The 26,510-nt window shown below is 64.6% G+C and carries 23 protein-coding genes; 8 read left to right on the top strand and 15 right to left on the bottom strand.

What is annotated here, in order from left to right; genetic code table 11:
• Positions 1–20 precede the first annotated feature (20 nt).
• Genes ASD12_RS04765 through ASD12_RS04750 form a run of 4 tightly spaced genes read left to right on the top strand, consistent with a single transcriptional unit; the run spans position 21 to position 5,753 of the window.
• On the top strand, positions 21–2,099 hold the full coding sequence (locus tag ASD12_RS04765; RefSeq protein ID WP_056582443.1) for a hydantoinase/oxoprolinase family protein: 2,079 nt from the start codon (positions 21–23) through the stop codon (positions 2,097–2,099).
• Positions 2,100–2,104: 5 nt separating this feature from the next.
• Positions 2,105–4,090, top strand: a complete 1,986-nt coding sequence (locus ASD12_RS04760) for a hydantoinase B/oxoprolinase family protein (RefSeq protein WP_056582731.1) — start codon at positions 2,105–2,107, stop codon at positions 4,088–4,090.
• Positions 4,087–4,389, top strand: coding sequence for a (2Fe-2S)-binding protein (locus tag ASD12_RS04755; RefSeq protein WP_056582442.1), 303 nt, complete (start codon positions 4,087–4,089; stop codon positions 4,387–4,389). The genes ASD12_RS04760 and ASD12_RS04755 overlap by 4 nt, the downstream gene beginning before the upstream one ends.
• Entirely contained in the window at positions 4,386–5,753 is a 1,368-nt protein-coding gene (locus ASD12_RS04750) for an FAD/NAD(P)-binding oxidoreductase (RefSeq protein WP_056582441.1), read from the top strand. Before ASD12_RS04755 ends, ASD12_RS04750 begins: the two co-directional genes overlap by 4 nt.
• A gap of 44 nt (positions 5,754–5,797) precedes the next feature.
• Here ASD12_RS04750 and ASD12_RS04745 read toward each other — a convergent pair whose 3' ends face one another.
• The gene (locus tag ASD12_RS04745; protein ID WP_056582440.1) at positions 5,798–7,123 is read right to left on the bottom strand and encodes an FAD-binding oxidoreductase; all 1,326 of its coding nucleotides are present in this window, start codon (positions 7,121–7,123) and stop codon (positions 5,798–5,800) included.
• A 224-nt stretch (positions 7,124–7,347) separates the two neighbouring features.
• On the opposite strand from ASD12_RS04745, the gene ASD12_RS04740 reads away from it, so the two are divergent.
• On the top strand, positions 7,348–7,824 hold the full coding sequence (locus ASD12_RS04740) for an Lrp/AsnC family transcriptional regulator (RefSeq protein ID WP_056582439.1): 477 nt from the start codon (positions 7,348–7,350) through the stop codon (positions 7,822–7,824).
• Positions 7,825–7,839: 15 nt separating this feature from the next.
• Here the strand turns inward: ASD12_RS04740 and ASD12_RS04735 are convergent, their stop codons facing one another.
• From ASD12_RS04735 to ASD12_RS04705, 7 genes are all read right to left on the bottom strand, one after another.
• A complete protein-coding gene (locus ASD12_RS04735; protein ID WP_056582438.1) occupies positions 7,840–9,495 on the bottom strand; it encodes an ABC transporter ATP-binding protein in 1,656 nt (551 codons plus the stop codon).
• Entirely contained in the window at positions 9,492–10,337 is an 846-nt protein-coding gene (locus ASD12_RS04730; protein ID WP_200950969.1) for an ABC transporter permease, read from the bottom strand. Before ASD12_RS04730 ends, ASD12_RS04735 begins: the two co-directional genes overlap by 4 nt.
• Before the next feature lie 2 nt (positions 10,338–10,339).
• On the bottom strand, positions 10,340–11,290 hold the full coding sequence (locus tag ASD12_RS04725; RefSeq protein WP_056582436.1) for an ABC transporter permease: 951 nt from the start codon (positions 11,288–11,290) through the stop codon (positions 10,340–10,342).
• Positions 11,291–11,376: 86 nt separating this feature from the next.
• Entirely contained in the window at positions 11,377–12,987 is a 1,611-nt protein-coding gene (locus tag ASD12_RS04720; protein WP_056582435.1) for an ABC transporter substrate-binding protein, read from the bottom strand.
• A gap of 63 nt (positions 12,988–13,050) precedes the next feature.
• Positions 13,051–13,773 (bottom strand): HAD-IA family hydrolase, encoded by a 723-nt coding sequence (locus ASD12_RS04715; RefSeq protein WP_056582433.1) that lies wholly within the window; start codon positions 13,771–13,773, stop codon positions 13,051–13,053.
• A 237-nt stretch (positions 13,774–14,010) separates the two neighbouring features.
• A complete protein-coding gene (locus ASD12_RS04710; RefSeq protein ID WP_056582430.1) occupies positions 14,011–15,384 on the bottom strand; it encodes an aspartate aminotransferase family protein in 1,374 nt (457 codons plus the stop codon).
• A 14-nt stretch (positions 15,385–15,398) separates the two neighbouring features.
• Positions 15,399–16,238: a GNAT family N-acetyltransferase gene (locus ASD12_RS04705; protein WP_056582428.1), complete on the bottom strand. Its 840-nt coding sequence runs from the start codon at positions 16,236–16,238 to the stop codon at positions 15,399–15,401.
• Between the two features lie 319 nt (positions 16,239–16,557).
• On the opposite strand from ASD12_RS04705, the gene ASD12_RS04695 reads away from it, so the two are divergent.
• Both ASD12_RS04695 and ASD12_RS04690 read left to right on the top strand, forming a co-directional pair.
• A complete protein-coding gene (locus ASD12_RS04695; protein ID WP_056582424.1) occupies positions 16,558–17,226 on the top strand; it encodes a haloacid dehalogenase type II in 669 nt (222 codons plus the stop codon).
• 16 nt (positions 17,227–17,242) lie between these two features.
• Positions 17,243–18,517 carry an FAD-binding oxidoreductase gene (locus tag ASD12_RS04690; protein ID WP_056582422.1) on the top strand — a complete coding sequence of 425 codons (1,275 nt, stop codon included), beginning with the start codon at positions 17,243–17,245 and terminating at the stop codon, positions 18,515–18,517.
• Positions 18,518–18,555: 38 nt separating this feature from the next.
• On the opposite strand, the gene ASD12_RS04685 is transcribed toward ASD12_RS04690, so the two are convergent.
• The 6 genes from ASD12_RS04685 to argE form a co-directional block, all read right to left on the bottom strand.
• Positions 18,556–20,013: an NAD-dependent succinate-semialdehyde dehydrogenase gene (locus ASD12_RS04685; protein WP_056582420.1), complete on the bottom strand. Its 1,458-nt coding sequence runs from the start codon at positions 20,011–20,013 to the stop codon at positions 18,556–18,558.
• Between the two features lie 17 nt (positions 20,014–20,030).
• Positions 20,031–21,074: a tartrate dehydrogenase gene (locus tag ASD12_RS04680; RefSeq protein WP_056582729.1), complete on the bottom strand. Its 1,044-nt coding sequence runs from the start codon at positions 21,072–21,074 to the stop codon at positions 20,031–20,033.
• Positions 21,075–21,084: 10 nt separating this feature from the next.
• On the bottom strand, positions 21,085–22,548 hold the full coding sequence (locus ASD12_RS04675; protein WP_056582418.1) for an aldehyde dehydrogenase family protein: 1,464 nt from the start codon (positions 22,546–22,548) through the stop codon (positions 21,085–21,087).
• A gap of 149 nt (positions 22,549–22,697) precedes the next feature.
• The gene (locus ASD12_RS04670; RefSeq protein ID WP_056582416.1) at positions 22,698–23,051 is read right to left on the bottom strand and encodes a cupin domain-containing protein; all 354 of its coding nucleotides are present in this window, start codon (positions 23,049–23,051) and stop codon (positions 22,698–22,700) included.
• Between the two features lie 23 nt (positions 23,052–23,074).
• Entirely contained in the window at positions 23,075–23,998 is a 924-nt protein-coding gene (locus tag ASD12_RS04665) for a glyoxylate/hydroxypyruvate reductase A (RefSeq protein ID WP_056582413.1), read from the bottom strand.
• 11 nt (positions 23,999–24,009) lie between these two features.
• The gene (gene argE / locus ASD12_RS04660) at positions 24,010–25,134 is read right to left on the bottom strand and encodes an acetylornithine deacetylase (RefSeq protein ID WP_056582411.1); all 1,125 of its coding nucleotides are present in this window, start codon (positions 25,132–25,134) and stop codon (positions 24,010–24,012) included.
• Positions 25,135–25,374: 240 nt separating this feature from the next.
• On the opposite strand from argE, the gene ASD12_RS04655 reads away from it, so the two are divergent.
• Positions 25,375–26,277: a GNAT family N-acetyltransferase gene (locus tag ASD12_RS04655; RefSeq protein WP_056582409.1), complete on the top strand. Its 903-nt coding sequence runs from the start codon at positions 25,375–25,377 to the stop codon at positions 26,275–26,277.
• A gap of 62 nt (positions 26,278–26,339) precedes the next feature.
• On the opposite strand, the gene ASD12_RS32760 is transcribed toward ASD12_RS04655, so the two are convergent.
• Positions 26,340–26,510: IS3 family transposase (locus tag ASD12_RS32760; RefSeq protein ID WP_348271705.1), on the bottom strand; the 171-nt coding region annotated here is incomplete at its 5' end.

The following is a 26,510-nucleotide window of genomic DNA, read 5'->3' as shown; positions in this document are numbered from 1 at the left end:
CAGACAGGAAGGGACGCATCATGGATGGTGTCATCACGGCAGATGAGGCGCAGAACGAGGCCGACTGGAAGGTCGGCGTCGATATCGGTGGGACATTCATCGATTTCTGCGCGCTCGAAGCGAATTCCGGACGCCTCGCATCGCTAAAGGTGCTGACGACGCCGGAAGATCCGGGCGCCGAACTGATGACCGGTCTCACCCTGCTGGCCGAGCGCGAAGGTTTTGACCCTGCCCATATGACGCGCTTCGTGCACGGCACGACCGTCGGCATCAACACGATCATCCAGCGCAAGGGCGCGCCGCTGGCCCTGTTCACCAATGCCGGCTTCGAGGACGTTATCGAACTCGCAAGGCTTCGCATGCCGGACATGTATTCGCTGTTCTGCTCGCGGCCGGACCCGTTGATCCCGCGCGACATGGTGTTCGGCATTCCGGTCCGCATGCGTGCCGATGGCAGCGAATCCCGGGCGCCGGACATGGCGGCGGTGGAGAGGGCGGTGGCAGTGGCGAAAGCGAATGGAGCGCAAGGGATCATCGTGTCCTTCCTCCATTCCTGGCGCAATGCCGTGCAGGAAGCCTCCGTGAAGGCAGCGATAGCGCATCTTGCGCCCGAGCTCTTCGTCTTTTGCTCGGCCGAGGTGTGGCCGGTCATTCGCGAATACGAGCGCAGCTCCACCGCCATTCTCAACGGCTATGTCCATCCGCGTGTCTCTGGCTATCTGACGGCGCTGGAAGAGCGGCTGAAGGGCCAAGGCGTGCCGGCCCGCCCCATGCTGACGAAATCGAACGGCGGGCTGATGAACGCTGCCGAAGGCAAACACGCCTGCGTCAACATGCTGCTTTCAGGAACGGCTTCCGGCGTCATCGGCGCCTCGTGGTTAGCGCGTCAGGCAGGCGAAGACAGGATCCTTACCCTCGACATCGGCGGCACCTCGGCCGACTTCGCGCTCATCATCGACGGCAAGCCGCAGTTCGGCACCGGCGAACTGATCGGCGAATTTCCGCTCCATATCCCCTCCGTTTCGGTGAGCTCGATCGGCGTCGGCGGCGGTTCGATCGCCAGTGTCGATGCGCAAGGTGTGCTGCGGGTGGGGCCGGAGTCGGCCGGCTCGACGCCAGGACCGGCATGCTACGGCCGTGGTGGCGAACGCGCGACGGTGACGGACGCCATGGTGGTGTGCGGATGGCTCGGCCACAGCGAGATGGCCTATGGCCAGCTCAGCATCGATACCGGACTGGCGCAGCGCGCGGTCGGCGAGCTTGCCGCCCGGCTCGGCCGCCCGGTCGAGCAGACCGCGCAGGCGATCCTCGACATCGCGGTGTCGGAGATGTTCGTCGAGGTCGAGAAACTGGCCTCGCGCGCCGGCGTCGACTTGCGCGATTTCACGCTGATGCCCTTTGGCGGCGGCGGCCCGATGCTTGGCGCCTTTCTTGCCCGCGAACTCGGGATGAAGCGCGTCATGGCGCCCCGCCGCCCCGGCGTGGTGTCGGCGCTTGGCGGGCTGGTGGCGGATCTGCGCGGCGATTTCATTCGCACCATGTTCAGCCCGTTATCGGGCACATCGCTACCCGCAATCCGCGAGGCGTTCGAGACCCTCGCGCAAGAGGGCCGCGATTGGCTGGTGGCGCAGGGGCACAACGCGGCCGCGCAATTCAATCTATCGTGCGACATGCGCTACATCGGGCAGAGCTATGAAATCGAGGTCGTCCTTTCGCCGGAATGGCTGGCGAACGGCAACGCTGCTGCCATCGCGGACGCCTTCCACCTCACCCATCAACGCCTCTACGATTTCCACGACCCGTATGGCACGATCGAACTTGTGAATGTCCGGCTCTCCGCCGTAGGCGCGGGGCCGAAACTCTCCTTCCCCGAGATCGACGTGATCGCCGCCCCGGCCATTCCGGCGCGCCGGCTCTCGGTCTATACGGGCGTGAATGTCGAGACCATCGACCTCCACGACCGGCAGACCCTCGCTCCGGGCAGCACGTTCCACGGGCCTGCTGTGGTCGTACAGGAAGACACCACCTTTGCTATTCCCGCAGGCGCGCAAGCAAGCGTCGACCGCCATCTCAACCTTTTGCTAACCTTCCCGGAGTGATGCCTTTGTTTGACCGGACAAAACTGCAGGTTCTGGCTAACCATGCCCGCGCGGCCGCCGAGAACATGGCCCACACGCTGCACCGCACCGCGCACTCTGCCTTCGTCAAGGAGACGCAGGACTTCACCGTGATGCTGATGGACCGTTCGGGGGCAACCTTCGCCGTCCCGATGGAACTTGGCGCCACCTGGTATCCCGGGCTTTCGTATCGCTGCGCGATCGCGATGGTGGACGACTACCGTCCGGGCGATGTTGCCTTCACCAACGATCCCTATTCCGGCCACGTTGCCACCCACGCGCCCGACACGCATCTGTGGAAGCCGGTCTTCGTCGATGACGAAATCGTCGCCTGGACCGGAGGGCACATCCACAACACCGACATGGGCGGTGCGGTGCCAGCTTCGCTCAGCCGGGCGCTGACCGAAATCCATCAGGAAGGCATCCGCTTTCCGCCCATGAAGCTCGTGAATGAGGGCGTCTTCGACGAGATGATCCTGCGGATCATGAGCACCAATGTGCGCAAGCCAGATCTCAACATCGGCGACATCAAGGCGCTGGTCGGCGCGCTCAACACCGGCGAGCGCAAGATCCAGGCGATGGTGCGGAAGTTCGGCAAGGCCGGCTTCGTCGAAGGCGTTGCCGCGCTTCTCGACCATGCGGAGGCGCAGGCGCACGACGTGCTGCGCTCCATGCCCGACGGCACATGGCAATTCGCTGACTATGCCGACGAGGATTCAGTGGAGGCCAATCCCTGCCGGCTGAAGTTGAGGCTGACGATCAAGGGCGACGAGGCCGTGCTCGACTTCACCGGTTCCGATCCGCAGCTCGGCTCCTCGCTCAACGTGCCCTCGGGCGGTGACCCGCGCCACACCATGCTGCTCGTCGGCGTCTACTATGTACTCTATACGCTCAACCCGAAGATCCTGCTCAACACGGGCCTCACCCGGCCCTTCACCTGCATCACCCCTCAAGGTTCGGTGCTGAACCCGGTCTATCCCGCCGCCGTGGGCATGCGCTCGCTCACCTGCGCCCGCCTGCGATCGGTCATCTTCGGCGCCTTTTCGCAAGCGGTTCCGGAGCGCCTGCCTGCTGCTCCGGCCGGCAACAATTGCATCGTCAACGTCATGACGACGGACGAGCGCACCAGCCGGACCGTCATCGCTGCGGTGAACCCCGTGGTGGGCGGCGGCGGCGCGATGCCGCATCGCGACGGCACCAACGGATCGGGCGCCGATGCCGCCTATCTCAAGAACACGCCGATCGAGATTACCGAAACCGAGACTCCGGTCGAATTCGTGAGATACGGGCTCGCCCGGGATAGCGGTGGAGCGGGCCGCTGGCGCGGCGGGCTGGCAACCGAGATGGCCTTCCGCGTCTTCGCGCCGGACTCCCGGATCACGGCGCGCAACCGCGACCGCAGCTTCTTCCGGCCCTGGGGCGTGCTGGGCGGCAAGGCGGCGGGCTTGTCGGACATGGTTGTCAATCCGGGGACCGCGCACGAGCGGCGGCTGGGCAACATCGACACCGCCGTCCTGCAGCCCGGCGACATGCTCGAAATCCGCTCCGCCGGAGGCGGTGGGCGCGGCGATCCGCATCAGCGCGAGCCTTGGCGGGTCGCGCAGGACGCGCGGCGCGGCTATATCTCGCCGGCAGCGGCCGAACGCGACTACGGCGTTGTCATCCGCGGCGGCGAGATCGATGAACAGGCGACTAACCTGCTGCGCGCAGGCAAGGAGCCATCGGCCGGCCATTTCCATTTCGGTCCAGAGCGCGAAGTTTACGAGACGCAGTGGACGCCGGCGGCCTATGACCGCCTCCACGCCGTGCTGGACGCCTTGCCCATCCATTGGCGGTTCTTCGCCAAGACGGAGATTTTCCGTCGCATGAAGGGGCGCTCGGGGCCAGAAGGCGTCCAGGCGGCATTCGATGCGGTCTGCGAACGGTTCCCCGAATTGCCACGTCCCCGCCCGATACGGGAGGCAGCGGAATGAACACGGCCGGCCGCATCGTCCGGCTGGCCGAGCGCGACCGGGCAGAGGTGCATTTCTTTCTTGACGGCGAGATGCGCGCTGCACTTGCGGGCGACACCGTGCTGACCGCGACGCTGGCTTCCGGACACGCCTTGCGATGGTCCGAGTTCGGGCCTGAGCGGCGCGCCGGTTTTTGCCTGATGGGAGCCTGCCAGGATTGCTGGTTATGGCAGGAGGAGGGGCCGCGCCTGCGGGCATGTTCGACGCCAGTCACCGAGGGCATGCGGCTACGCACGACGCCACCGGAGAGCTGGCCGTGACTGAGACATCATCGCCACGGATCGTGATCGTGGGCGCCGGTCCCGCCGGCATCAGGGCCGCCGCCACGCTGGTCGAGGCTGGGCTCCAGCCTGTGGTGATCGACGAAGGGCATCGCGCTGGTGGGCAAATCTACCGCCTTCCGCCTGACGGGTTCATCCGCACGCCGGAGCAGCTCTACGGGTCTGAGGCTGCGAAGGCGCGCGCGCTGCATGAGCTCTTCGACCGGCTGGCCAAAGAGGGGCGGCTCATCCATTGCGCGGCGAGCTCGGTCATCGCCATGCATGAGGGCCGGCTACACGTGCTGGGGGAGAGCGGCGTGCAGGTGACCAGCTACGACCGCCTGATCCTTGCCACCGGCGCGTCCGACCGCGTCGCGCCGGTCCCCGGCTGGCAGAATGCCGGAGTCTACAGCCTTGGTGCGGCGCAGATCGCACTCAAGGCGCAGGGCGTGGCACTGGGGCGGCGGATCGTGTTGATCGGATCGGGGCCTTTGCTGACGCTGGTCGGCGCCCAACTTGTAAAGGCTGGGGCGGACGTGGCGGCTGTATTGGATACCTCCTCCTGGCGACAGCAGATGCGGGGTCTTTGGGGACTTGCCGCCCGGCCGGTTGTCGCGCTGCGCGGCCTGGCTCTGCGGGCGCGGCTCGGTCGCCGCTATCATGCGGGCGTGACGCTGGAGCGGATCGAGGCCGATGAGCAGGGTGTCGCAGCCTTGTGCTGGCGGGATGCTGGCGGCCGGCAGTGCCACACCTCTTGCGACATGATCGGCATGGGCTGGCACCTGCGGGCCGAAACCCATTTGGCCGACCTGGCAGGATGCGCCTTTGGCTATGACGAGCAATGGCAACAATGGCTGCCGAAGACCGACGAGATGGGTCGGGCCGGCAACGGCGTCTACCTGGCTGGCGATGGGCTCCGTCTCCTCGGGGCTGATGGCGCCGAGATCGCGGGACGCCTTGCTGCGGCGGCGTGCCTTGCAGATCTCGGATATCAGGCGCCCGTCGCCAGCGCCGATCTGCGCAAGCGCGCGCGGGTCGAACGCTTTGCCCGTGGTCTGGCTCGCGCCTTTCCCTGGCCCGCCGCGATGGTGCGGGCGCTCCCGGACGAAGCGATCGTCTGCCGCTGCGAGAGCGTGAGTGTCGCAGCCGTGCGCGAGGGCGCGGACCTCGGCAGCGGTGAGGCCAACCGGGTGAAGTCGCTGTCTCGCGTCGGCATGGGGCGCTGCCAGGGGCGCTATTGTCAGTTGGGCGCCGTCGAACTCATCGCGGCGCAAGCCGGCTGCGCGCCCGATGCTGTCGGCCGGTTTCGCGGACAGGCTCCTGTCCGGCCGGCTCCTATTGGCGCCTTTCTTCGGGAGGGCTGATGCGATTGCGAAAGCCACGCCTGGATGTCGGCATTGATCACGTCTCAGAAGTCGGCGACCTTGCCCCAGGCCGAAGCGTCGAAGCGCCGCGGATGGTAGGATGCAGCATCGACGATCGGTTCCGAACCGGTCATCAGATCGGCTACGAGGTGCCCGGCGCCCGGCCCGATGCCAAAGCCGTGTCCCGAAAATCCGGCGGCCAGGAAGAATCCTGGGACGGAATGCATTTCGCCGATGGCGGGCACGCCGTCCGGCGTGCTGTCGATATAGCCGGCCCAGGCCGCGCTGATCTTGGTCTGGCGCAGTGCCGGCAGCAGCTCGATCGCGCGGGCATGCGTCAGGCGGATGGTCGCCTGATCGGGAACCGGATCGAGGATGCGCATCCATTCCATCGGCGTCGGCCGGTCGAGTCGCCAGCGCCGCAGCGTTTCGTGGCCCGAACGCATGCCTTGCAGCCCGCCGGGTCCGAGGCTTCGCCACCGCTTAAGGAACATGGGCAGGAACTGCGACGAGAAGCGCAGCTGCTGCGGTGTCACGTCCACGCGTCCGCGTCCGCTTATGGCAAGCGTGTAGCCGCCATCGCCGCGACGCGTGGCCGAAATCCGTGCCGTGTGCAGCGCATCCGGCAGGCCCTCCGCACCGGGCGAGACGGACAGGATGGAGGAGCGGACCGATGCCTGCGGGAAGCGGAAACCGAACTGATGGCAAAACGAAGAGGCCCAGGCGCCGCCGGCCAGCACCGCAGCCTTGGTCCGGATCGTTCCGCTTTCGGTGACCACGCCGCTCAGGCGCCCGCCCTCGGTTTCGATGCCGCGCGCGGCGCAATGCTGGTGCACGGTGCTCCCGAGCTTGACGATGGCGCGGGCGACAGCGGGTGCGGCCCGCGACGGATCGGCGGTGCCGTCGGTCGGCGAGAAGACGCCGCCCTTCCAGGTTCGGCTTGTGGCGCGGGCTCGCTCGCTGGCCTCTGTCCCGTCGAGCATATGGGTGGTGACGCCGGCCGTTCTGGCGAAGTCACGCCAGCGCGCCCAGCCGGCCAGTTCGACCTCGTCATCGCTGAGGTAGAGCAGGCCGCAGCGGCGAAAGCCGGTGTCTTCGCCGGTTTCAGCCGCAAAGCTGTCCCACAGGTCGAGGCTTCGGGTTGCCAATGGCAGCTCGCGGGCGTCGCGGTTCTGCTGGCGGCACCATCCCCAGTTCCTCGAGGACTGCTCGGCACCGACGCGTCCCTTTTCGACAAGCGCGACCTTCAGGCCGCGCCGTGCCAGGTAATACGCCGCGAAGATGCCTACGATGCCGCCGCCGATCACCACCACGTCAGCGGATTGCGGCAGTTCGCCGGATGTCTCGATTTGCTGCAGCGGCGCGCGCATGGTCCCTCTACCTTTGAAGTTCCAATCTACCGCGTTGCGCAGGCAGCCGCTGCTGCAGTTGAGGCTGAGGCAGAATTATATTCCGACCAGCCCGCGCAATTCGAGAGCCCATGCGTTTTAAAGCACTGTCCGTTCGGATGGACAGGCAGGCGGGCTGTGGTAATGTCGACGGATATCGGCAAGGCAGCATTTTGTGCTGTGGCATGAGTTCTGCGGAGGCAGCCGTGAAACTGGATCGGATCGACATCAAAATTCTTCACGAATTGCAGAAGAATGGCCGCATCACCAATGTGGAACTGGCTGATCTGGTGCATCTGTCGCCAAGCCCGTGCCTGATGCGGGTCAAGAAATTGCAGTCGGAAGGCTACATCGAGGGCTATTCCGCACAGGTCAATATCGGCAAGCTCGGCCAGATGTTGACCGTATTCACCGAAATCACCCTGAGGAACCACCGCCAGGTGGACTTCGCCCGCTTTCTCGCCGTCGTGGAGAAGATCGATCAGGTCATCGAATGCCACCTCGTGTCGGGCGGCTACGACTACCTGATGAAATTCGTGACCGCCGGCATCGGCGAGTACCAGACGATCATGGAGCGTCTGACCGACATGGATATCGGCATCGACAAGTATTTCAGCTTCGTGGTGCTGAAGTCCCCCATCGTCAAGGCGCACATGCCGTTGCCCAGCCTGTTTCCCAGGTGAGGCTCTGCAGTTTCGTCAGCGATGGCCGTACTGGCTGACGAGCTCGGGGTCGCGGACGAGGCCATCGAGCCACGTTGGGTCAAGCTTCGGCACGGAGGAGAACAGAAGCTTGGAATAAGGATGGGTGGGCGCCTTGAGCTTGTCGGGCGTGATTTGCTCCACCCGCTCGCCGTTGTACATGACCATGATTTCGTCGCAGATCGCTTCGACTACCGAGAGGTCGTGGCTGATGAAAATGTAGGAAAGGCCCAACTCGCGCTGCAGTTCCTTGAGCAGCTCGATCACGGCGGACGCCACCACCGTGTCGAGCGCCGAGGTGATTTCGTCGCAAATGATCAGCTTGGGGCCGGCCGCCAGAGCGCGCGCGAAGTTCACCCGCTGCTTCTGGCCGCCCGACAGCTCCGATGGATGTCTGTAGCGCAGGCCTCGCGGCAGGCGCACCATGTCGAGCAACTCGTCTACGCGCTTCGAGCGCGCCTGCCGGTCTAACCGGTGATAGAAGGCCAACGGGCGGGAGATGATGTCCTCCACCGGCTTGGCTGGATTGAGCGCGGTGTCGGCATATTGGAACACGATTTGCATCTCGCGCAGCTGGTCCTGGCTGCGTTTCCTGGCGGCGCGCTCCAGTTGCTTGCCGTCGAAGACGATGTCGCCGGCCGCCGCCGGATGGATGCCGGCGATGACTCGCGCCAGCGTCGATTTCCCACAGCCGGATTCGCCGATGACGCCGAGATTGCGCCCGGTCTCCACGACGAGGCTGACGGAATCGACAGCGCGGATTAGCGGCAGTCCGTCATCGCGCACCGCGCCATAGCCGGCCGTCACATTGTCGATACGCAGCAGCTGTTTCGTCCTGGCGTCGGCGTCTGCATGTGATTGCCGCGGCTTAGGTTCGAAGGCGGCCAGCAGTTCGCGCGTGTAGGGGTGCTGGGCGGCTGAAAGGATTGCCGCCGTGGTGCCGGTCTCCTGCACTTCGCCGCCTTTCAGCACCACGATGCGGTCGGCGATCTGGGCAACGACCGCCAGGTCGTGGGAAACGTAGACACCCGCAATTCCGCCCGCCCGCATGACCGACTTGAATGCCTTCAGCACGTCGATCTGCGTCGTCACGTCGAGTGCAGTCGTCGGCTCGTCGAAGATCATCAGCTTGGGATCGCCGATGAGCGCCATGGCCGCCGACAGCCGCTGCAATTGCCCGCCCGAAACCTGGTGCGGATAGCGCGCTCCGATCCCTTCCGGATCTGGCAACGACAAGGCCCGGAACAGCTCGACCGCGCGCTGGCGCGCCTTCTCGGGCGGCATCAGACCGTGGATTCGCGTGACCTCGATGACCTGCTCCATGATCGTCGACGAGGGGTTAAAGGCAGCGGCAGCACTTTGCGGAACATAGGCAATATCGGTGCCGCGCAGCTTGGCGCGTTCCTTTTCGGAGAGCGCTGCCATGTTCTTGCCGTTTACATTGATCTCGCCGCCGGTGATCCGGCAGCCGGGCCGCGCATAGCCCATGAGCGAGAGCGCTACCGTCGTCTTGCCGGAGCCGCTCTCGCCGATAAGGGCGACGATCTCGCCGTCGGCGATGTCGAGGCTGACGCCCCTGATGATTTCGACAAGCCGTCCGGCGTCCGTCGTCGCCTCGATCCTCAGGTTCCTGACCTCGACGAGATTGGTCATGCGTTCCTGTCCCTGATCTTCTGCGGCAGGTTGTCGATCAGCAGGTTGACGCTGATGGTGAGGCTGGCGATTGCCAGCGAAGGCACGATAACGGCTGGCGCCGCGAAGGGCAGGCCGCCGATGTTCTCGCGCACCAGCGCGCCCCAGTCGGCGAGCGGCGGCTGCAGGCCGAGCCCCAGGAAGGAGAGGCCGGAAAGCAGCAGCACGATGAAGACGAAGCGCAGCCCGAAGTCGGCGAGCACCGGCCGGATGATGTTGGGCAGGATCTCGGACCCGATGAGATAACCGATGCTTTCGCCGCGCACGCGAGCGACGGTCATGAAGTCCATGGTGTTGATGTTGACAGCAAGCGCCCGCGCGAAGCGGTAGGCGCCCGGAATGTAGATGACGGCGAGCGTCAGGATCAGCGCCGGGATCGACGAGCCGACCGCGGCGACGACCACAAGACCGAACAGCTTGCTGGGGATCGAGTTCATGGCGTCCAGGAAGCGGCTGAGGCAGCTGTCGAGCCAGCCGCCGGTGACGGCCGCGATCATCCCCAGCACGACGCCGGAAAAGCAGGCGATACAGACGGCCGCAAGCGATATGCCGACAGTGTAGCGTGCGCCCATCAGAACCCGTGAAAGCATATCGCGTCCCAGGTAGTCCGAGCCGAACCAAAGCCCCTGGCGCATCGGGCCGAAATAGTCGTCGTCGACGATCTCGCCGATCGGATGGGGAAGGATGTAGGGCGCGAAGATCGCGACGAGCGTCCACGCCAGTATGACCAGCGCGGCCACGACGCCCACGAGATTGTAGCTGTGGCCAAGGAAGGACCGTCGGGAGACTGCGGCGCGCGCCATCGTTATCTGAGCCTCGGGTTGGAAATGACGGCGATGATGTCGGCGGTCGTGATGAGGGCGAGATAGCCGAGGCAGAAGATCATTGCGCAGCTTTGGATCAGCGGCAGGTCGCGGGTCGCGACCGCATCAACCATCAGCTTGGCGATGCCGGGATAATTGAAGATCGTCTCCACGATGATGACGCCGCCGACCAGATAGGACAGCGAGAGCGCGACGGCGTTGACGATCGGCCCGAGAGCGTTCGGAAGCGCATGCCTCAGGACCATGCGGCCGCGCGATGCGCCCTTTAGAAGCGCCATCTCGACATAAGGTGTGGAAAGCGTCTCGATCACCGCGGCGCGGGTCATGCGGATCATCTGGGCGGAGATGACGAAGGTGAGCGTGATCACCGGCATTGCATAGATGCGCACGAGGTCGGTCAGCGAATGCGCCTCGTTGACCGAGGACAGCGCCGGCAGCCATTTGAGGTAAACGGCGAAAAGCAGGACCGCGAGGGTCGCGACCATGAATTCCGGCACGGAGATGATGCCGATCGAAAGAATGGTGACGGTGCGGTCGTAAGGAGAACCGCGCAACATGGCGGCGGTGATGCCGAGCGTCAGCGCCAGCGGCACCGAGAGCAGCGTGGTGATGCCGGCCAGCTTCATGGTGTTTACGAAGCGTCCGCCGATCAGTGCGGCGACCGGCATGTCGTTGGCATAGGAGGTGCCGAGGTCGCCGTGGAGCAGGCCGAGAAGCCAGCGCAGGAAGCGCAGGATTGCCGGATCGTTGAGATGCATGGCCTCGCGCAGGCCGGCGACGGCTTCCGGAGTCGCGGCCTGGCCGAGCAGGATCGACGCGGTGTCGCCGGGCAGCATGCTGGTGGCGAAAAAAACGGCGAACAGCACGATCAAAAGCGTGACAGCCGCGATCGCCAGCCGCTTCAGCACGAGGTTGAGAACCCCAGACGTCATGGAAGCGCTCCTGCGTTGCGTTCGGCCAAGCCATGTTGCGCAATGGGGTGCCGGGGACCGAAGGTCCGGTCCCCGCCAGGCGCCTCTCAGGCTTCGAGCCAGAGATATTCCGCCATCGCATAGCCCATCATGCCACCGAGCGGGTTCGCTTCCAAACCCTTCACCTTGCTGGAGAGGGCATCCACGTTGGAAATATAGGCCGGGATGATGGTGCCGGCCTCCTCGGAGACCATGACCTGCATCTGGTTGTAGATTTCCTTGCGCTTGGCCTGGTCGAGCGAGCCGCGCGCCTCGACGAGCAGCTTATCGAATTTCTCGGACTTGTACTGGCTTTCGTTCCACGGGGCGTTGGAAGCGTAGAGGAGCGAGAACAGGATGTCCGGCGTCGGCCGCGGATTGATGTTGCCGAAATGGATCGGTGCCTTCAGCCAGTAATTGTCCCAGTAGCCGTCGGACGGGACGCGCTGGACATCGAGCTTCATGCCGATCTCGGCACCGGCGGCCTGGACGATCGTCGCCATGTCGATCGAAGAGGTCGCGGCATCGGAGGCGACCACGGGGATGGACTGGCCAAGCAGGCCCGACTTCTGGAAGTGGAATTTGGCCTTGTCCGGGTCGAAGGCCTTCGGCTTGAGGTCGGCATTGTGGAAGATGTTCGCCGGCGAGACGGGCTGGTCGTTGCCGACTTCGCCGAGGCCGCGCAATGCCGATTTGACGATCTGCTCGCGGTTGACGAGATACTTCATGCCGGCCACGAAATCGGCCTTGCTGCCCGGATCCATGTCGAGCCGGATGTTGAGGTCCGTGTAGTTGCCCGAGGTCGTCTTCGACAATTCGAAGCCCTGCTGGCCGCCGATGAGCTTCATCGCGCGCGGATTGATCGAGGCGGCGAAATTGATGTCGCCAGACAGGAGCGCGTTCACGCGGGCGCTGTCCTCGCTGATAGCGATGAATTCGAACGAGTCGAGATAAGGCTTGCCCGACTTCCAATAGTTCTTGTTCTTGGAGACAACCGACCGCACGCCCGGTTCGAACGTTTGAAGCACGAAGGCGCCCGTGCCGTTGCCCTTGGAGAAGTCGGTGGTGCCGTCCGCCACGATCATGAAGTGGTGCAGCGCCAGGATGGTCGGAAGGTCGGCATTCGGATCGGCCAGCGTGATTTCCACGGTCGACTTGTCGACCGCCTTGAAGCCGGTCATCTGCGCGGCGATCTTGGCGACCTTGGAACCGACCGCCGGATCGAGATGGCGCGTCATCGAGAAGACGACGTCGTCGGCGGTGAGGTCCTTGCCGTCGTGGAAGGTGACGCCCTTGCGCAGCTTCACGGTCCAGGTCTTCGCGTCCTTGCTGTCGAAGCTTTCAGCCAGCTCCATCTGCGTGACGCCGTCCTTGTCGAGGAAAGTCAGGCGGTTGTAGAGCGAGCAGCAGCGGACATAGTCGGTCGACAGCGACGCCTTTGCCGGATCGAGCGTGTCGGCGGTCGAGGACGACCAGCCGGCGGCCTTGAAACTCCCGCCGGAAACCGGCGTGGCGGCGACGGCATTGGTGGCGCGGCCAAGTACCATGCTGCCCGCGGCAACCGCGGCGCCGCCGGCCAACAGCATCTTGAGGAGTTCGCGGCGGCTCGCGCCCCGCCGAATGGCATTTTCGACCATGGCATCATCTGCGCTGGTCCAGTTCGTGATCTTGTCTGTCATATCATTCCCCTTTCTGTTTGTTTTCCAGGTTGCTCGTCTTGACGCGGCTTTCCGGGCTTGGGCTCAGGTTCGTTCCTTCAGGCTTTCCCGCACGGCCGCCGCCAAGGCCGCCATCGACGTGAAGTGGTGGTCCGGCACGGTGAAGCGCTCGGGCTCGATCGTGCCGCCATAGCCCTTCTGGGCTTGCCGGCGCTCGATCCAGCAGTTGGTCAAGCCAAGCGCCCGGGATATGCCGATATCGTGATACTGGCTTTGCGCGACGTGCAGGATGTCATCCTTGCTGTCGCCCCTTGAGGCCACGAAATCGAAGACCTTCTGGAAAAAGGCCGGGTCCGGTTTTTCCGTGCCGGTATCGTCAGCGGTGAAGGTCGCGAAGAAGGGCAATCCGAGGCGCTTCTCGAAATGATCGAGCGCCCATCGCCGGGCATTGGTCATGGCAATCAGCTTGTGGGATTTCGCAAGCCCGGCCAATGCCGCTGCGCTGTCGGGGAAACCTTGCCAGGCGCTGGCGGAGTCCCGCAGGCGGGCGCCGTATTGCTCCTCGGCCGGCAGGCCGAGCCGCGGCGCGATGACCATATAGACACGTACGAGATCGTCGGGAAACAGGCCCGCATCTGGCATGTAGCGGGCCTGCCGGTACAAGGCCAATGCGGCTTCGCCATCGATGGAAACGCCAGCGTCGGCTGCAATCCCGGCCAGGCAGGTCGTGATGCCGCCTTCGAAGTCGATCAGCGTGCCGACGACATCGAAGGTCATGTATTCGAATTCGCTAAAGCCCCTGGGCAAGACTGGCTCTCCTCTGCGCGCGGCCGGATTGCATGTGCTGAACAGAACAAAATTCCGTGCTGTCCGGGGCGTCGGCCTTTTTCAAAGGCCCGGAGATCCGAGCTTTCTGGCCTTGTCTTAACTGCAGTCTGGCACTTCCCCCGCGCCGAATTCGCCGAAAAGGCGTGAGGGGGCGGCACAAAATTGCGAAATCGTCTGCCCCGGCGCTATTTCGAAACGCGCGGTATTCGTCGCCCGTCATACCAGAGCCTGGCGGACATCGGGATCGGCCAGCGTCTGGTCGAGCGTCCGGCGCGTGCGCTCGATGATCGCATCGATGTCGTCGTCAGTGCAGCAGAGCGGGGGAGCGTAGCCGAGAACCCCGTTGGCAAAGGCACGGATGATCAGACCGTTTTCCCACGCCCTGTCGAAGACGCGCCGCGCCGGCATGGCTGACGCCGGAAGCGGTGTTTTCTTCTGCTTGTCGACCACCAGTTCAATCGCAGCAAGCATGCCGCGACCGCGCACATCGCCGACGAGAGGGTGGTCGCTCAGGCCTGCCAGCCCCGCCATCAGGCGGGCGCCGGCCTTGATGCCATTCTCCAGAAGGCCGTCTTCGTAGAGCCTCAACACTTCGAGCGCGACGGCGGCGCTGACGGGATGGGCGGAGTAGGTGTAGCCGTGGCCGACCGCAGAAGCGCCCGCGCCATCGGCGATGACGCCGTAGACATGATCGGACATGAATACGGCGCCCATTGGCACATAGCCCGACGTCAGCCCTTTGGCGGTCGTCATGAAATCGGGAACGATGTCCTCATCCGTGCAGGCGAACAGGGGTCCGGTGCGGCCGAAACCGGTGATCACCTCGTCGGCGATGAACAGGATGCCGTACTCCCTGCAGAGCTCGCGCACCGCCTTGATCCAGCCCTTCGGCGGGACGATGACGCCGCCCGAGCCCTGGATCGGCTCGGCATAGAAGGCAGCGGCCCGCTCCGGTCCGATCTCCTCGATCTTGGCCTTCAGCGCGCCGAGCGATGCGGCGATGATCGCGTTGCCGTCCTCGCCCACCGGGTTGCGATAGGGATAGGGAGAAGGGATCTTGTGCTGCCATTCGAAGGGAATGCCGAAACCGGCGTGAAAGGCGGGCAGCGCGGTGAGGCCCGCGCCGACCACCGACGATCCGTGATAACCCTGCTCTATGGAAATGAACTGGTCGCGTTGCGGCTCGCCCATAGCATTCCAGTAGTAGCGGACGAAACGGATCGTGCTGTCGACCGCGTCCGACCCCCCGAGCGTGAAAAAGACGTGGTTGAGATCTCCGGGAGCGCGCTCGGCCAGTTCCGAGGCGAGCCGGATGGCCGGCTCCGAGCCGAGATCGAAATAGGCGGTGGCATAGGGAAGCTCACGCATCTGCCGGGCTGCGGCCTCGACGATGCTGTCGTGGCCATAGCCGGCGTTGACGCACCACAGGCCGGCGAAACCGTCTACGAGTTGCTTGCCGGACGCGTCGGTCACGGTCGCGCCCTTCGCCGATTTCAAGACGCGCACACCGAGCGCCTCATGGCCGCGATAGGACGAGACCGGATGGATGAGATGGGCGCGGTCGAGTTCGATCAGGGAATTGGCGAGCATGGTTGTCCTCCGGATTAACCGAGCGCCTGGTTGGCGAGGGCGTATACTTTTGGCCGGGCCTGTGCCGCGTCCTTCCTGGACGGACGGTCCATGGTCACGCCGCCGCCGACATGTGCGAGGCCGATTTCCCCGAGCCAGTCGGCGATGCCGGCCCTGCTGTCGGTATCCACACGCAGGAAGGCGCCGGGGCGCGTTGTGGCGAAGAATCTGATGAGTGCCTTGGCGTCCTCGACATTTCCGGCGATGACCGGGCCGATCACCTCGCCGCGTCCAAACGGGCGGATCGCCGCATAGGCCTCGATGGCGCCGTTGCGGCGGATGATCGCGAATTGGCCGCGCTCGGCCAGCGCATCGATCAGAGCTTCACGGTTGGCGCCATAGGCGTCGCGGTCCATCGCTTTGATCGTCGGTAGATCATCGGCACCCGCTGCTTCCACGCCCTCGGGCGCGCCAAGCTCTGTAACGTTGCCCTGATGCTGCAGGATCGTGCCAGACGGCACGAAGCCAAGCTTCTCATAGAGCTGCATGCCGGCCGTCGTCGCGACGAGCCGCAGCGGACGGTCGCCGGCAAGAGCGAGGGCCTGATCCATGAGCCGGCGCCCAAGCCCCTTGCCTCGCACGTTCTTGTCGACGATCACCATGTTGATCATGGCGCAAGCCGCGCCGTAGGGCGTTACCAGAATGGTTCCGGTGACGCGGCCCTGGTCGTCGAGCGCGACCGCGCCGCTTGAGAGCCGCAGCGCCATCTGCCAGTCCTGCGGGCGATGCGGCCAGTTCTCCTGGCGAGATAGCGCCACTGCGCCCTCGATATGTTCCGGCCCGAACGCCTGGAGTTGGATCTCGCTCAGCTGCATGAGGCATCCCTTCCGTCTGACGCCAGTCTCGGCCATCGGCGCGTCGCAGATCGTCTGAAGGTCCTGGCTTGGGCAGTATCTTTCGCCGTAGCACAAGGGATGCGCCGCATCTTGTGCTGGCGGCCTCCGCGATGAGTGCGCCTTAGGTCGCGAAAGGCACTCTCATTGGCCGTCAAGATGCCACTGCGTGCCAAACCGGATGGCGGATACGGAACTTTCTGCTTTCGGGAGGCCCATTTCGGTCAGGTGGCTCGTCGCCTGGCGACTTATGATGAAGTGCATCGCAAAGCTTGTGTGCTTCCACGGGAGATCGACAGACATGGCTTCTTTCCGGCCCAAATACATCACCTTCGACTGCTATGGCACGTTGACCAATTTCCAGATGGCGGAAGCGGCGCGCGACCTTTACGGCAGCCGGCTGGACGAGGCGCGCATGCAGGAGTTCATCAAGAACTTCGCCGCGTATCGGCTCGACGAGATCATGGGCGACTGGAAGCCCTATGCCGAGGTTGTCCACAACGCGCTTGAACGCTCCTGCAAGCGCAACGGCGTCGCCTTCAGCCCCGACGACGCCAGGATGGTCTATGAACGTGTCCCGACCTGGGGGCCCCATGCAGATGTCCCGGCAGGCCTGGCGAAGGTCGCCAAGGAAATTCCGCTTGTCATCCTGTCCAACGCCATGAACGCGCAGATCATGTCCAATGTCGAGAAGCTCGGCGCGCCGTTCCATGCCGTCTATACGGCCGAGCAGGCGCAGGCCTACAAGCCCCGGTTCAAGGGGTTCGAGTACATGCTCGACATGCTGGGTTGCGGGCCGGAAGATATTCTTCACTGCTCGTCCTCGTTCCGCTACGACCTGATGTCGGCGCACGATCTCGGCATCAAGAACAAGGTCTGGGTCAATCGCGGCCACGAACCGGCAAACCCTTACTATGGCTATGTCGAGATATCAGACATTTCCGGTCTTCCGGGCGTGGTCGGGCTTTGAAACAGGCGGATTGCCGATGAAACTGATCTCCTACTGGCACGATACCGCCCCTGTCTTTTCCGGCGGAGCGCAAGGCCCGGTCGAGGGGCACTATGACGCCGTCATCGTCGGTGGCGGCTTCACTGGTCTCGCCGCGGCGCGCCAACTGGCGAAGGCCGGCGCGAAGGTGGCGGTGCTGGAGGCGGAGCGGGTGGGCTGGGGCGCATCCGGTCGCAATGGCGGGCACCTGAACAACGGCCTCGCGCATAGCTATCTTTCGGCCAAGGCGGAGCTTGGGAAGGAACGGGCAATCGCGCTCTACCGCGCGCTCGACGACTCCGTCGACACCATCGAGGCGCTGGTTGCCGAAGAGGGCATCGACTGTAATTTCCGCCGCGCCGGCAAGCTGAAGCTCGCCTCCAAGCCGCAGCATTTCGAAGCGATCGCCCGCAACTTCGAAGCCCTCCATGCGGAAGTGGATCCGGATACGGCGCTGCTGTCGGCGGCCGACCTCAAATCCGAGATCGGCTCGCCCTTCCACGGCGCGATGCTGTCGAAGAAGAGCGCCATGATGCATATGGGCCGCTATGTGGCAGGCCTGGCCACGGCCGCCGCCCGCCACGGCGCCATCATCCACGAGAACGCAGCGGTGACCGACCGCAAGCAGGTCGGTGGCAGGCATGAGCTGACGACCTCCCGCGGCCGGATCAAGGCCGACAATGTGCTGGTAGCGACCGGCGCCTATACCACGCCGAATTTCGGCTATTTTCGCCGCAGGATCATCTCCGTCGGCAGCTTCATCATCGCCACGCGGCCATTGAGCGACGCCGAGATCGCCGCGACCATGCCCGGCAACCGGACATGCGTGACCTCGATGAACATCGGCAACTACTTCCGGCTTTCACCGGACAGGCGACTGATCTTCGGCGGTCGCGCGCGCTTTTCGGCGACATCGGACCAGCGCTCCGATGCCAGGAGCGGACAGATATTGCGGGCCGGCCTCGCGGCTATCTTCCCGCAGCTCGCCAAGGTCGAGATTGACTATTGCTGGGGTGGGTTGGTCGACATGACCAAGGACCGTTTTCCGCGGGCCGGCTACCATGACGGTGTCTGGTACGCGATGGGCTATTCCGGTCACGGCGCGCAGCTTTCCACCCATCTCGGCATGATCATGGCCGATGCCATGCTCGGTCGCGAGGATCGCAATCCGATGAAGGGGTTCGAGTGGCCTGCCATTCCCGGCTATTCCGGCAAGCCGTGGTTCCTTCCGATGGTCGGCCTCTACTACAAGGCGCTCGATCGGATTCAGTGATCGTCGATCCGTTGTAGTCGAGCTTCAGCCAAATTGCCTCAACTGAGCCCGCCCATGTGGAAGCTCTTCATCTCGAGATATTCCTCGATACCGGCCTGCGCACCCTCACGGCCGAGGCCCGACTGCTTGACGCCGCCGAAGGGGGCGACTTCCATCGAGACCGAGCCGGTGTTGAGCCCCACCATGCCGAACTCCAACGCCTCGCCGACGCGCCAGGCGCGCTTCAGGTTCTCTGTGTAGAAGTAGGAGGCAAGGCCGTAGGGTGTGCCGTTGGCGAGCGCGATCGCCTCCTCTTCCGTCTCGAAGCGGAAAAGCGGCGCGACCGGGCCGAACGTTTCCTCGCCGGCGAGCTGCATGTCTTTTGTGGCGCCGGTCAGCACCAGCGGCGCGACATACTGAGGGCCCTCCGGCAGCGCCGGCTTTTCGGTGATGATCGCCGCTCCTTTGGCGAGCGCATCCTCGACGTGGCGGTTGATCTTCTCGACCGCCGCCATGTTGATCATCGGCCCGATGGCGACACCGGGTTCTGTGCCCGGCCCCACCTTCATGGCGTTGACGCGGGCGGAAAGCTTCGCGGCGAAGGTTTCGTAGACTCCGGCCTGGACGAGGATGCGGTTGGCGCAGACGCAGGTCTGGCCGCCGTTGCGGAACTTCGAGACAAGCGCGCCCTCGACGGCGAGATCGAGATCGGCGTCGTCGAAGACGATGAGGGGCGCGTTGCCGCCGAGTTCGAGGCTGAGCCGTTTCACGGTATCGGCCGCTCCGCGCATCAGCAGCGAACCGACCCGCGTCGAGCCGGTGAAAGAGATCTTGCGCACGGTCTCGTTCGCCATGATCTCTTTGCCGATCTCGGCCGGCATGCCGGTGACGATGTTGATGACGCCGGCGGGGATGCCCGCGCGTTCGGCAAGCACGCCGAGCGCGAGCGCCGAATAGGGGGTGAACTCGGATGGCTTGATCACCACCGTGCAGCCGGCGGCCAGCGCCGGCGCGACCTTGCGGGTGATCATCGCGTTGGGGAAGTTCCACGGCGTGATGATGCCGCACACCCCGACCGGTTCCTTCTGCACGATGATGCGCCGGTCCGGCGTGGGCGAGGGGATGGTGTGGCCATTGATGCGGCGTGCCTCCTCTGCGAACCATTTGACGAAGGACGCGCCGTAACGGATCTCGCCTTTGGCCTCGTCCAGCGGCTTGCCCTGTTCCGTCGTCAAGATCAGCGCGAGATCGTCCAGATGCGCGAGCATCAGGCCATGCCAGGTCTCCAGGAGGCCCGAGCGCTCGGCGTTGGTCTTCTTCTTCCAATCGCCATAGGCGGAAGCCGCGGCGTCTATCGCTGCGCGAGTCTCCGGACCGGCCATGTCGGGCACCGTGCCGATCGTTGCCTGGGTCGCCGGATCGACGATATCGACCGTCTTTCCGGAAGAGGCCGCGACCCATTTGCCGCCGATCAGGCCGGCCTCGCGGAACAGACTTTTGTCTTTGAGATTTTTCATCGAAAACGACCTTGCAATCAGGAGAGCGCTGCGACGACGGCGGCCGTGATGGCCTCCGTTCTGTCTTTGCCAGGAGTGGTTCCAATGCCGTGCGCGGTTGTCGCTTCGACCGCTTGCATGACCCGGCCGGCGGCGGCCGCTTCGCCGAGATGGTCGAGCATCATGGCGCCGGACCATATGGTGGCGATCGGATTGGCGATGCCCAGATGGGCGATGTCGGGCGCGGAGCCGTGCACAGGCTCGAACATGGACGGCGCCGAGCGGTCGGGATTGATGTTAGCGGAAGCGGCGTAGCCGAGCCCGCCCTGGATCGCCGCGCCGATGTCGGTCAGTATGTCGCCGAACAGGTTGGAGGCGACGACGACGTCAAGGCTCTCCGGCGCCATGATCATGCGCGCGGCGAGCGCATCGACATGATAGCTGGTCACGTCGACGTCCGGATAATCCGCGGCCAGCTTTCGCGTGATGTCGTCCCAGAACACCATCGAATATTTCTGCGCGTTGGACTTGGTGACCGAGGCCAGCTTGCGCCGGCGCGACCGCGCCTGCTCGAAGCCGAAGCGCAGGATGCGCTCGACGCCGGCGCGGGTGAAGATCGAGGTCTCCACGGCAACTTCGTCCAGCGTGCCCTGATGGACGCGTCCGCCCGCGCCCGAATATTCGCCCTCGGTGTTCTCGCGGATGCAGAGGATGTCGAAGTTTTCCGCCCGCAGCGGTCCGGTGACGCCCGGCAGCAGGCGGTGCGGCCTTATGTTGGCGTATTGCAAGAATGCCTTGCGGATCGGCAGCAGCAGGCCGTGCAGCGAGACCGAATCCGGCACCTCCGCCGGCCAGCCGACGGCGCCCAGAAGAATGGCGTCGAAGCCGCGCAAGGTCTCGATGCCGTCCTCGGGCATCATGCGGCCGGTTTCCTTGAAGTAGCGGCAGGACCAGTGGAGCTCGGTTCGCGTCAGGGCAAAGCCGAAGTTCTTGGCCGTGGCTTCCAGCACCCTCCAGGCGGCGGCGGTCACATCGCGGCCGATGCCGTCACCGGGGATCAAAGCGATCGAGTAGGACTTCATCGGCATCCCTCTAGAGGCTGATCAGGACGCTCTTGGTCCTGCGGTTGGCGAGATAGGCCTCGCGGCCGAGATCCTTGCCGATACCGGAGCGCTTGTAGCCGCCAGTTGGCAGGATATGGTCGCGCGAGCGGCTGTAGCGGTTGATCCAGACGGTGCCCGCTTCGAGCTTGCGTGCCAGGCGGATCGTACGGGACAGGTCGGAGGTGAACAGGCCGGAAGCCAGCCCGTAGGTCGGATGGCTGGACAGCGTCAGCGCCTCTTCCTCGGTCTCGAAAGTCTGGATGGTCAGGACCGGGCCGAAGATTTCCTCGACGATCGCCGGGTTGGCCTGGTCGACATTGGCGATCAGTGTCGGCTCGTAGAAATAGCCGGGGCTGACCATGGCGCCGCCGCCGGTCAGGCACTCGCCGCCGATCGCGACGGAGGCCCGCACGATGCTATCGACACGGGCTCGCTGCCGTTCCGAGATGATCGGCGAATACTGCGTCGCCTCGTTCCAGGTGGGGCCGGGCCGCACCGCCTTCATCTTGTCCAGGATGGCGGCCGTCAGCCTGTGGGCCACATTCCTCTCGACAATCAGGCGCGTGCCGGCGACGCAGGCCTGGCCGGCGTTGAAGGTGACGCTGCCGGCGATGGCTGTCGCCGCCCTCTCCAGATCGGCATCGGCAAAGACGATCTGCGGGCTCTTGCCGCCGAGTTCCAGCGTCATCGGCTTGACGCCGGTGCGGGCGATGTTCTCCATGATGGCCGAGCCGGCGCGGGTCGAGCCGGTGAAGCTGACCTTGGCGATCTCGGGATGACCGGTCAGCGCCGTGCCGGTCGTCGGACCGTCGCCGAGCACCACGTTGATCAGCCCGGCAGGCAGGCCAGCCCTGACGGCGAGCTCTGCCATATAGACGGCCGAGAAAGGTGTCATTTCCGACGGCTTCAGCACCACCGCATTGCCCGCGGCGAGTGCCGGACCAAGTTTCCAGCCGGCCATCGAGATAGGAAAATTCCAGGGCGTGATCGCGCCTACCACGCCATAAGGTTCGCTCATGATCATGCCAAGGGTGGCATCGTCCGTGGGCACCAGTTCGCTGCCTTCCTTGTCGGCGAATTCGGCAAAGAAGCGGATCTGCTCGGCGGTCACGGCGATGTCGCCGGCAACGAGCTGGCCGACGGGCCGCGTCGAGCACAGCGCCTCGATTTTTGCCAGCGTTTCGGCTTCCGCCTCGATCAGGTCGGCCCAGGCCTGGAGTGCCCGAGTGCGCTCGCGTGGCCGGACGCCGCCCCAGTTGCTGGCCTTCAACGCCGCCTTGGCGCTCTCCACCGCACGGTCGACCATATCGAGGTCGGCTACGGGGCTGGCGGCGTATGCCTTGCCATCCGAGGGTCGGCGCATCTCGATCGCACCCTCGGCCGCGATGAGCTCTCCGCCGATGAAATGGCCGATGGGAAGGGATACGGTATCCGGATCGAAGCTCAACTTCATAGGCGACCACCTTGCAGCATTCTGCGGGAGCCTAGCGCGAGCAGGAGCGCAGCATGCACCGTTCGACGATCAGTCGCGGATGATTGTTGCGTGCTGGCGATGAGGGACGGCAAAATCTGTTGCGGGGCCAGCACCTCGCTCGCACGCCATTACCCTACCGTCACGTAGATCTTGCGCACCGTTTCAATGGTCTTCCAGACACCGGTGAAGCCAGGCTTCATAACGAAGCTGTCGCCGGCGCGGTAGGTCACCGCCTCGCCGCCATCGGGCGTGATTTCAATCACGCCGGTGAGGATATGGCAGAACTCGAAAGTCTCCCCCTTGATCGAGCGCGTCTCGCCCGGCGTCGCTTCCCAGACGCCGGTATGGACGAGATCGCCCTTGGCCGCGTCCTGCGCCCAGGTCTTGAAAGCAGGCTCGCCGGCTATCAGCCGTTCGGGCAGCGCCCTGGATTCGCGCGGCGGGAAGGCAGGGCTGGTTTCGACGGTCTTGAGCAGGGACAAGGGATGGCCTTTCAGGTTGGACTTCAATAGCCGCGCGACCGGTCGACGAGCCCAATGGGGTCGAGGCCGGCGCGGTGGCGTCGGATGTTTTCAATGACGGCGCGCGCAGCGGTCGCGGGCTGGGTGACGCTCGCGACATGCGGGGTCAGGATGATCTTCGGATGCGACCAGAAAGGATGACCCGCGGGCAGCGGTTCGGGATCGGTCACATCGATCATCGCCGCCGAAAGGTGGCCGCTGTCGAGCGCGGCGGCAAGTGCTTCATGATCGAGCTGTGCCCCCCGGCCGGTGTGGATGAGCGCCGCGCCCTTGGGCAGCTTCGCGAACAGGGCGGCATCGAGGAAACCGCGCGTTTCCTCCGTCAATGGCAGCAGGCAGACCAGTATGTCGCTGGCCACGAGCATCTCCTCCAGTCCAGGTTCGCCATGATGACAGGTCACGCCTTCGATCTGCCGCGGCGAGCGGCTCCAGCCGGCGAGCGGAAAGCCGAAGGGCTTCAGGCGATCGAGGACGGCCTGGCCGAGTTGCCCGAGGCCGAGCACGCCGATCCGGCGCGACCCGGCTTGGAGTTGCCCGATGTCGCGCCATTGGCCGGCGCGCTGGTGCGCCAGATAGGCGGGCACGTTGCGATGCAGGGCGAGCACGGCAAGCGTCACATACTCCTGCATCATGCGCACGATGCCTTCCTCGATCGTCCGCACGATCTTCGCCTTCGCCGGCACGGCATCGAAGCGAAATTGGTCAACGCCTGCGCCCAGGGAAAACAGGATCTCCAGGTTCCGGTAGCGGGCGAGGTCTTCTGGCGCGGTCCAGGTAATGAGATAGCGTACCGCGTCGGGATCGACCGTTGTGGCATCGATGGTAAAGCGGACGTCCGGCAGTTCTTTGGCGAAGGCTTCGGCGAAGATCGCCCCGCGCCGCGCATCGGAATTGAACAGGAATGTCATTCCGATTCCCTTCAAGCCGCGCAGCGGGCGCCCAGCGCCTCGACCAATCGCTGGCAGGCGATGAGTTCGCTGGTGAGAATGTACTCATCCGGCTTGTGGGCACGGCCGATGTCGCCGGGGCCGCAGATGATTGCGTCGAAGCCAGCGGCTTGGTAGAGTCCGGCCTCGGTTCCGTAGCTGACGGCGGCGATCGGCGTTTCGCCGGTTAGCTCTTGCAGCAGCGCCGCCACCGGCGCGTCCTGTGGCAGCGACAGCGCCGGATAGGCGCTGAGCGGCGTCCATTCGACCCGAAAGCCGTCGGCCTCACAGGCCTCTGCCTTCGCCCTTACCGGTGCAAGCAGGCTGGCCGGGTCAACGCCCGGAATGGCGCGCGCCTCCAGCTCCAGCGTGCAGCTGTCGGGAATGATGTTGACCGACTGTCCGCCCTTGATGACGCCAGCCTGCAGCGAGGAATAGGGCGGCGCGAAGGCCGGGTCGAACGGGCCATGCGTCAGCCGCTCGGCTTCGCTCACGACCGCAGCCAGCGTTTCGGCCATGGCGTGGACGGCGTTGAGGCCGATGTCGGGCCGCGAGGAATGGCCGGAGCGCCCGTTGATCGTCACGCGGGCGGCTGCCTTGCCCTTGTGGCCGCGTACGGCGCGCAAGCCACTTGGCTCGCCGACGATCACGCCGAGCGGCTTGGCGCAAAGTTCGGCAAGGCGGGCGATCAAATGCGGCACGCCGCGGCATCCCAGCTCTTCGTCATAGGAGAAGGCGAAATGGATTGGCCTGGCAAGGCGCAGCTTCGCCAGCGTGGGCACGGCCGCGAGCACCGCAGCCAGAAACCCCTTCATGTCCGTGGTGCCGCGTCCATAGAGCCGCTCGCCCTCCCGGCGCAGCGCAAAAGGGGCCGAGCTCCACTGCGGTTCGCCGGCGGGGACGACGTCCATGTGGCCGGACAGGATGTAGCCCGGGACATCGACAGGGCCGATCGTCGCGAAAAGATTGGAACGGTCGCCTTCCGGCCCCGGCAGCACCGTGACCTGCGCGCCGTGCCCAGCGAGATAGGCCTCGATCCAGTCGGCGATGTCACCGTTCGGCTTGCCGGCGACCGATGGGAAGGCGACGAGACGGTCGAGGATGTCGAAGACGTCCATTCCAGCCCTCAAAGCATATCGGGATCGCCGGGATCGATGCCGACGATTGTGTGCTGCTACATTTCCGCAGAGAATGTCTGCGTTCTCCCGCGATTGCGTGCCGAAAGCGGAAATGTTTCAGTTGAATCTTGCGTTGGCAGGGGGCTTTCGAGCAAATCGTACGGGCCTGTTTGTTTAGCGTTGGTTGACAGACGGCGGCTGCGGCGTGTTGCCGGTCGATTTGCGGGATATTTCAGAGGCATGGACTTGAAGCCGTCCGGAAACTTGAAAATCGATACCTTCTCGATGCGTATCGGCGACATCGAAGGCGTTGAGCTGGACCGGTTGCATGCACTCTCGCTCTCCGTGGGATGGCCGCATCGCGCCGAGGATTGGCAATTCCTGCGCGAATCGGGAGAGGGGTTCGTGGCGCTAGACGAGATCGGCCGGGTTCTCGGTTCTGCTATGTGGTTCGCGCATGGTGCCGATTTCGCCACCGTGGGGATGGTCATCACCTCGCCGCGACTCCAGACGCTGGGAGCGGGGCAATGGCTGATGAAGCGGGTCTTCGACAGGGTCGCCGGGCACGATTTGCGCCTTAATGCAACGCGCGCGGCAAGACGGCTCTATCTCTCGCTCGACTTCCAGCCGGAGAAGACCGTTTATCAATGCCAGGGCATCGCCCGGATGCAGACGATGGCTGGGCCGGCCGATATTCGAGGCGATGTCCGGACTTTGGACGCAAGGGATATTCCCGCGGCAATCGCGCTCGACGCGGCAGGATTTGGCGTGAGGCGGGCGGCGCTCATCGAAAGACTTTTCGCGCACTCGGCCGGCTATGGTCTTTTCAAGGGTGACAAGCTGAACGCGTTCGCGCTTTGTCGGCCGTTCGGGCGGGGCCATGTCGTGGGGCCGGTCGTGGCGGAAAGCGACGCCGACGCCGTGGCGATCGTCCGGCCGCACGTGGCCGACCATTCGGGGTCTTTCCTGCGCATCGACACCCATATGGACAATGGCGAGTTCGCAGCCTTTCTGTCGCACAGCGGAATGCCGGTTTTCGACACGGTGCTCACCATGTCGATGGGCAAGCCCCTCAACGAGTTTGCCGTCGGCGGCTCAGCTGGACCGGTGACCTATGCGCTTGCCAGTCAAACTCTCGGGTAGTCGAGTCTAGGCAGGCGCGGCTATTCAGCCCATCACAGGCACTCTTGTGGCGCAAGGAGAACCTAAGTGTTCAGTCCCGGCATTTGCTGGATCGGGTTTAGGGTGAACCGTTGCGGGTCATTTGTCCATGATTTGCATATGAACTCGTAAGGCGTGAGGCCCTTTAGGGTCTTGAGGCGGCGAGCAAAATTGTAGGCTGCTACGAAGTCATTCAGGTGTCTGCGCAGTTGATC

This window comes from Mesorhizobium sp. Root102 (assembly GCF_001425625.1).
In the GTDB taxonomy this organism is placed as follows: domain Bacteria; phylum Pseudomonadota; class Alphaproteobacteria; order Rhizobiales; family Rhizobiaceae; genus Mesorhizobium.
Note: the sequence above shows the minus strand (reverse complement) of the source record. Positions and strands in the feature narration are given on the sequence as shown.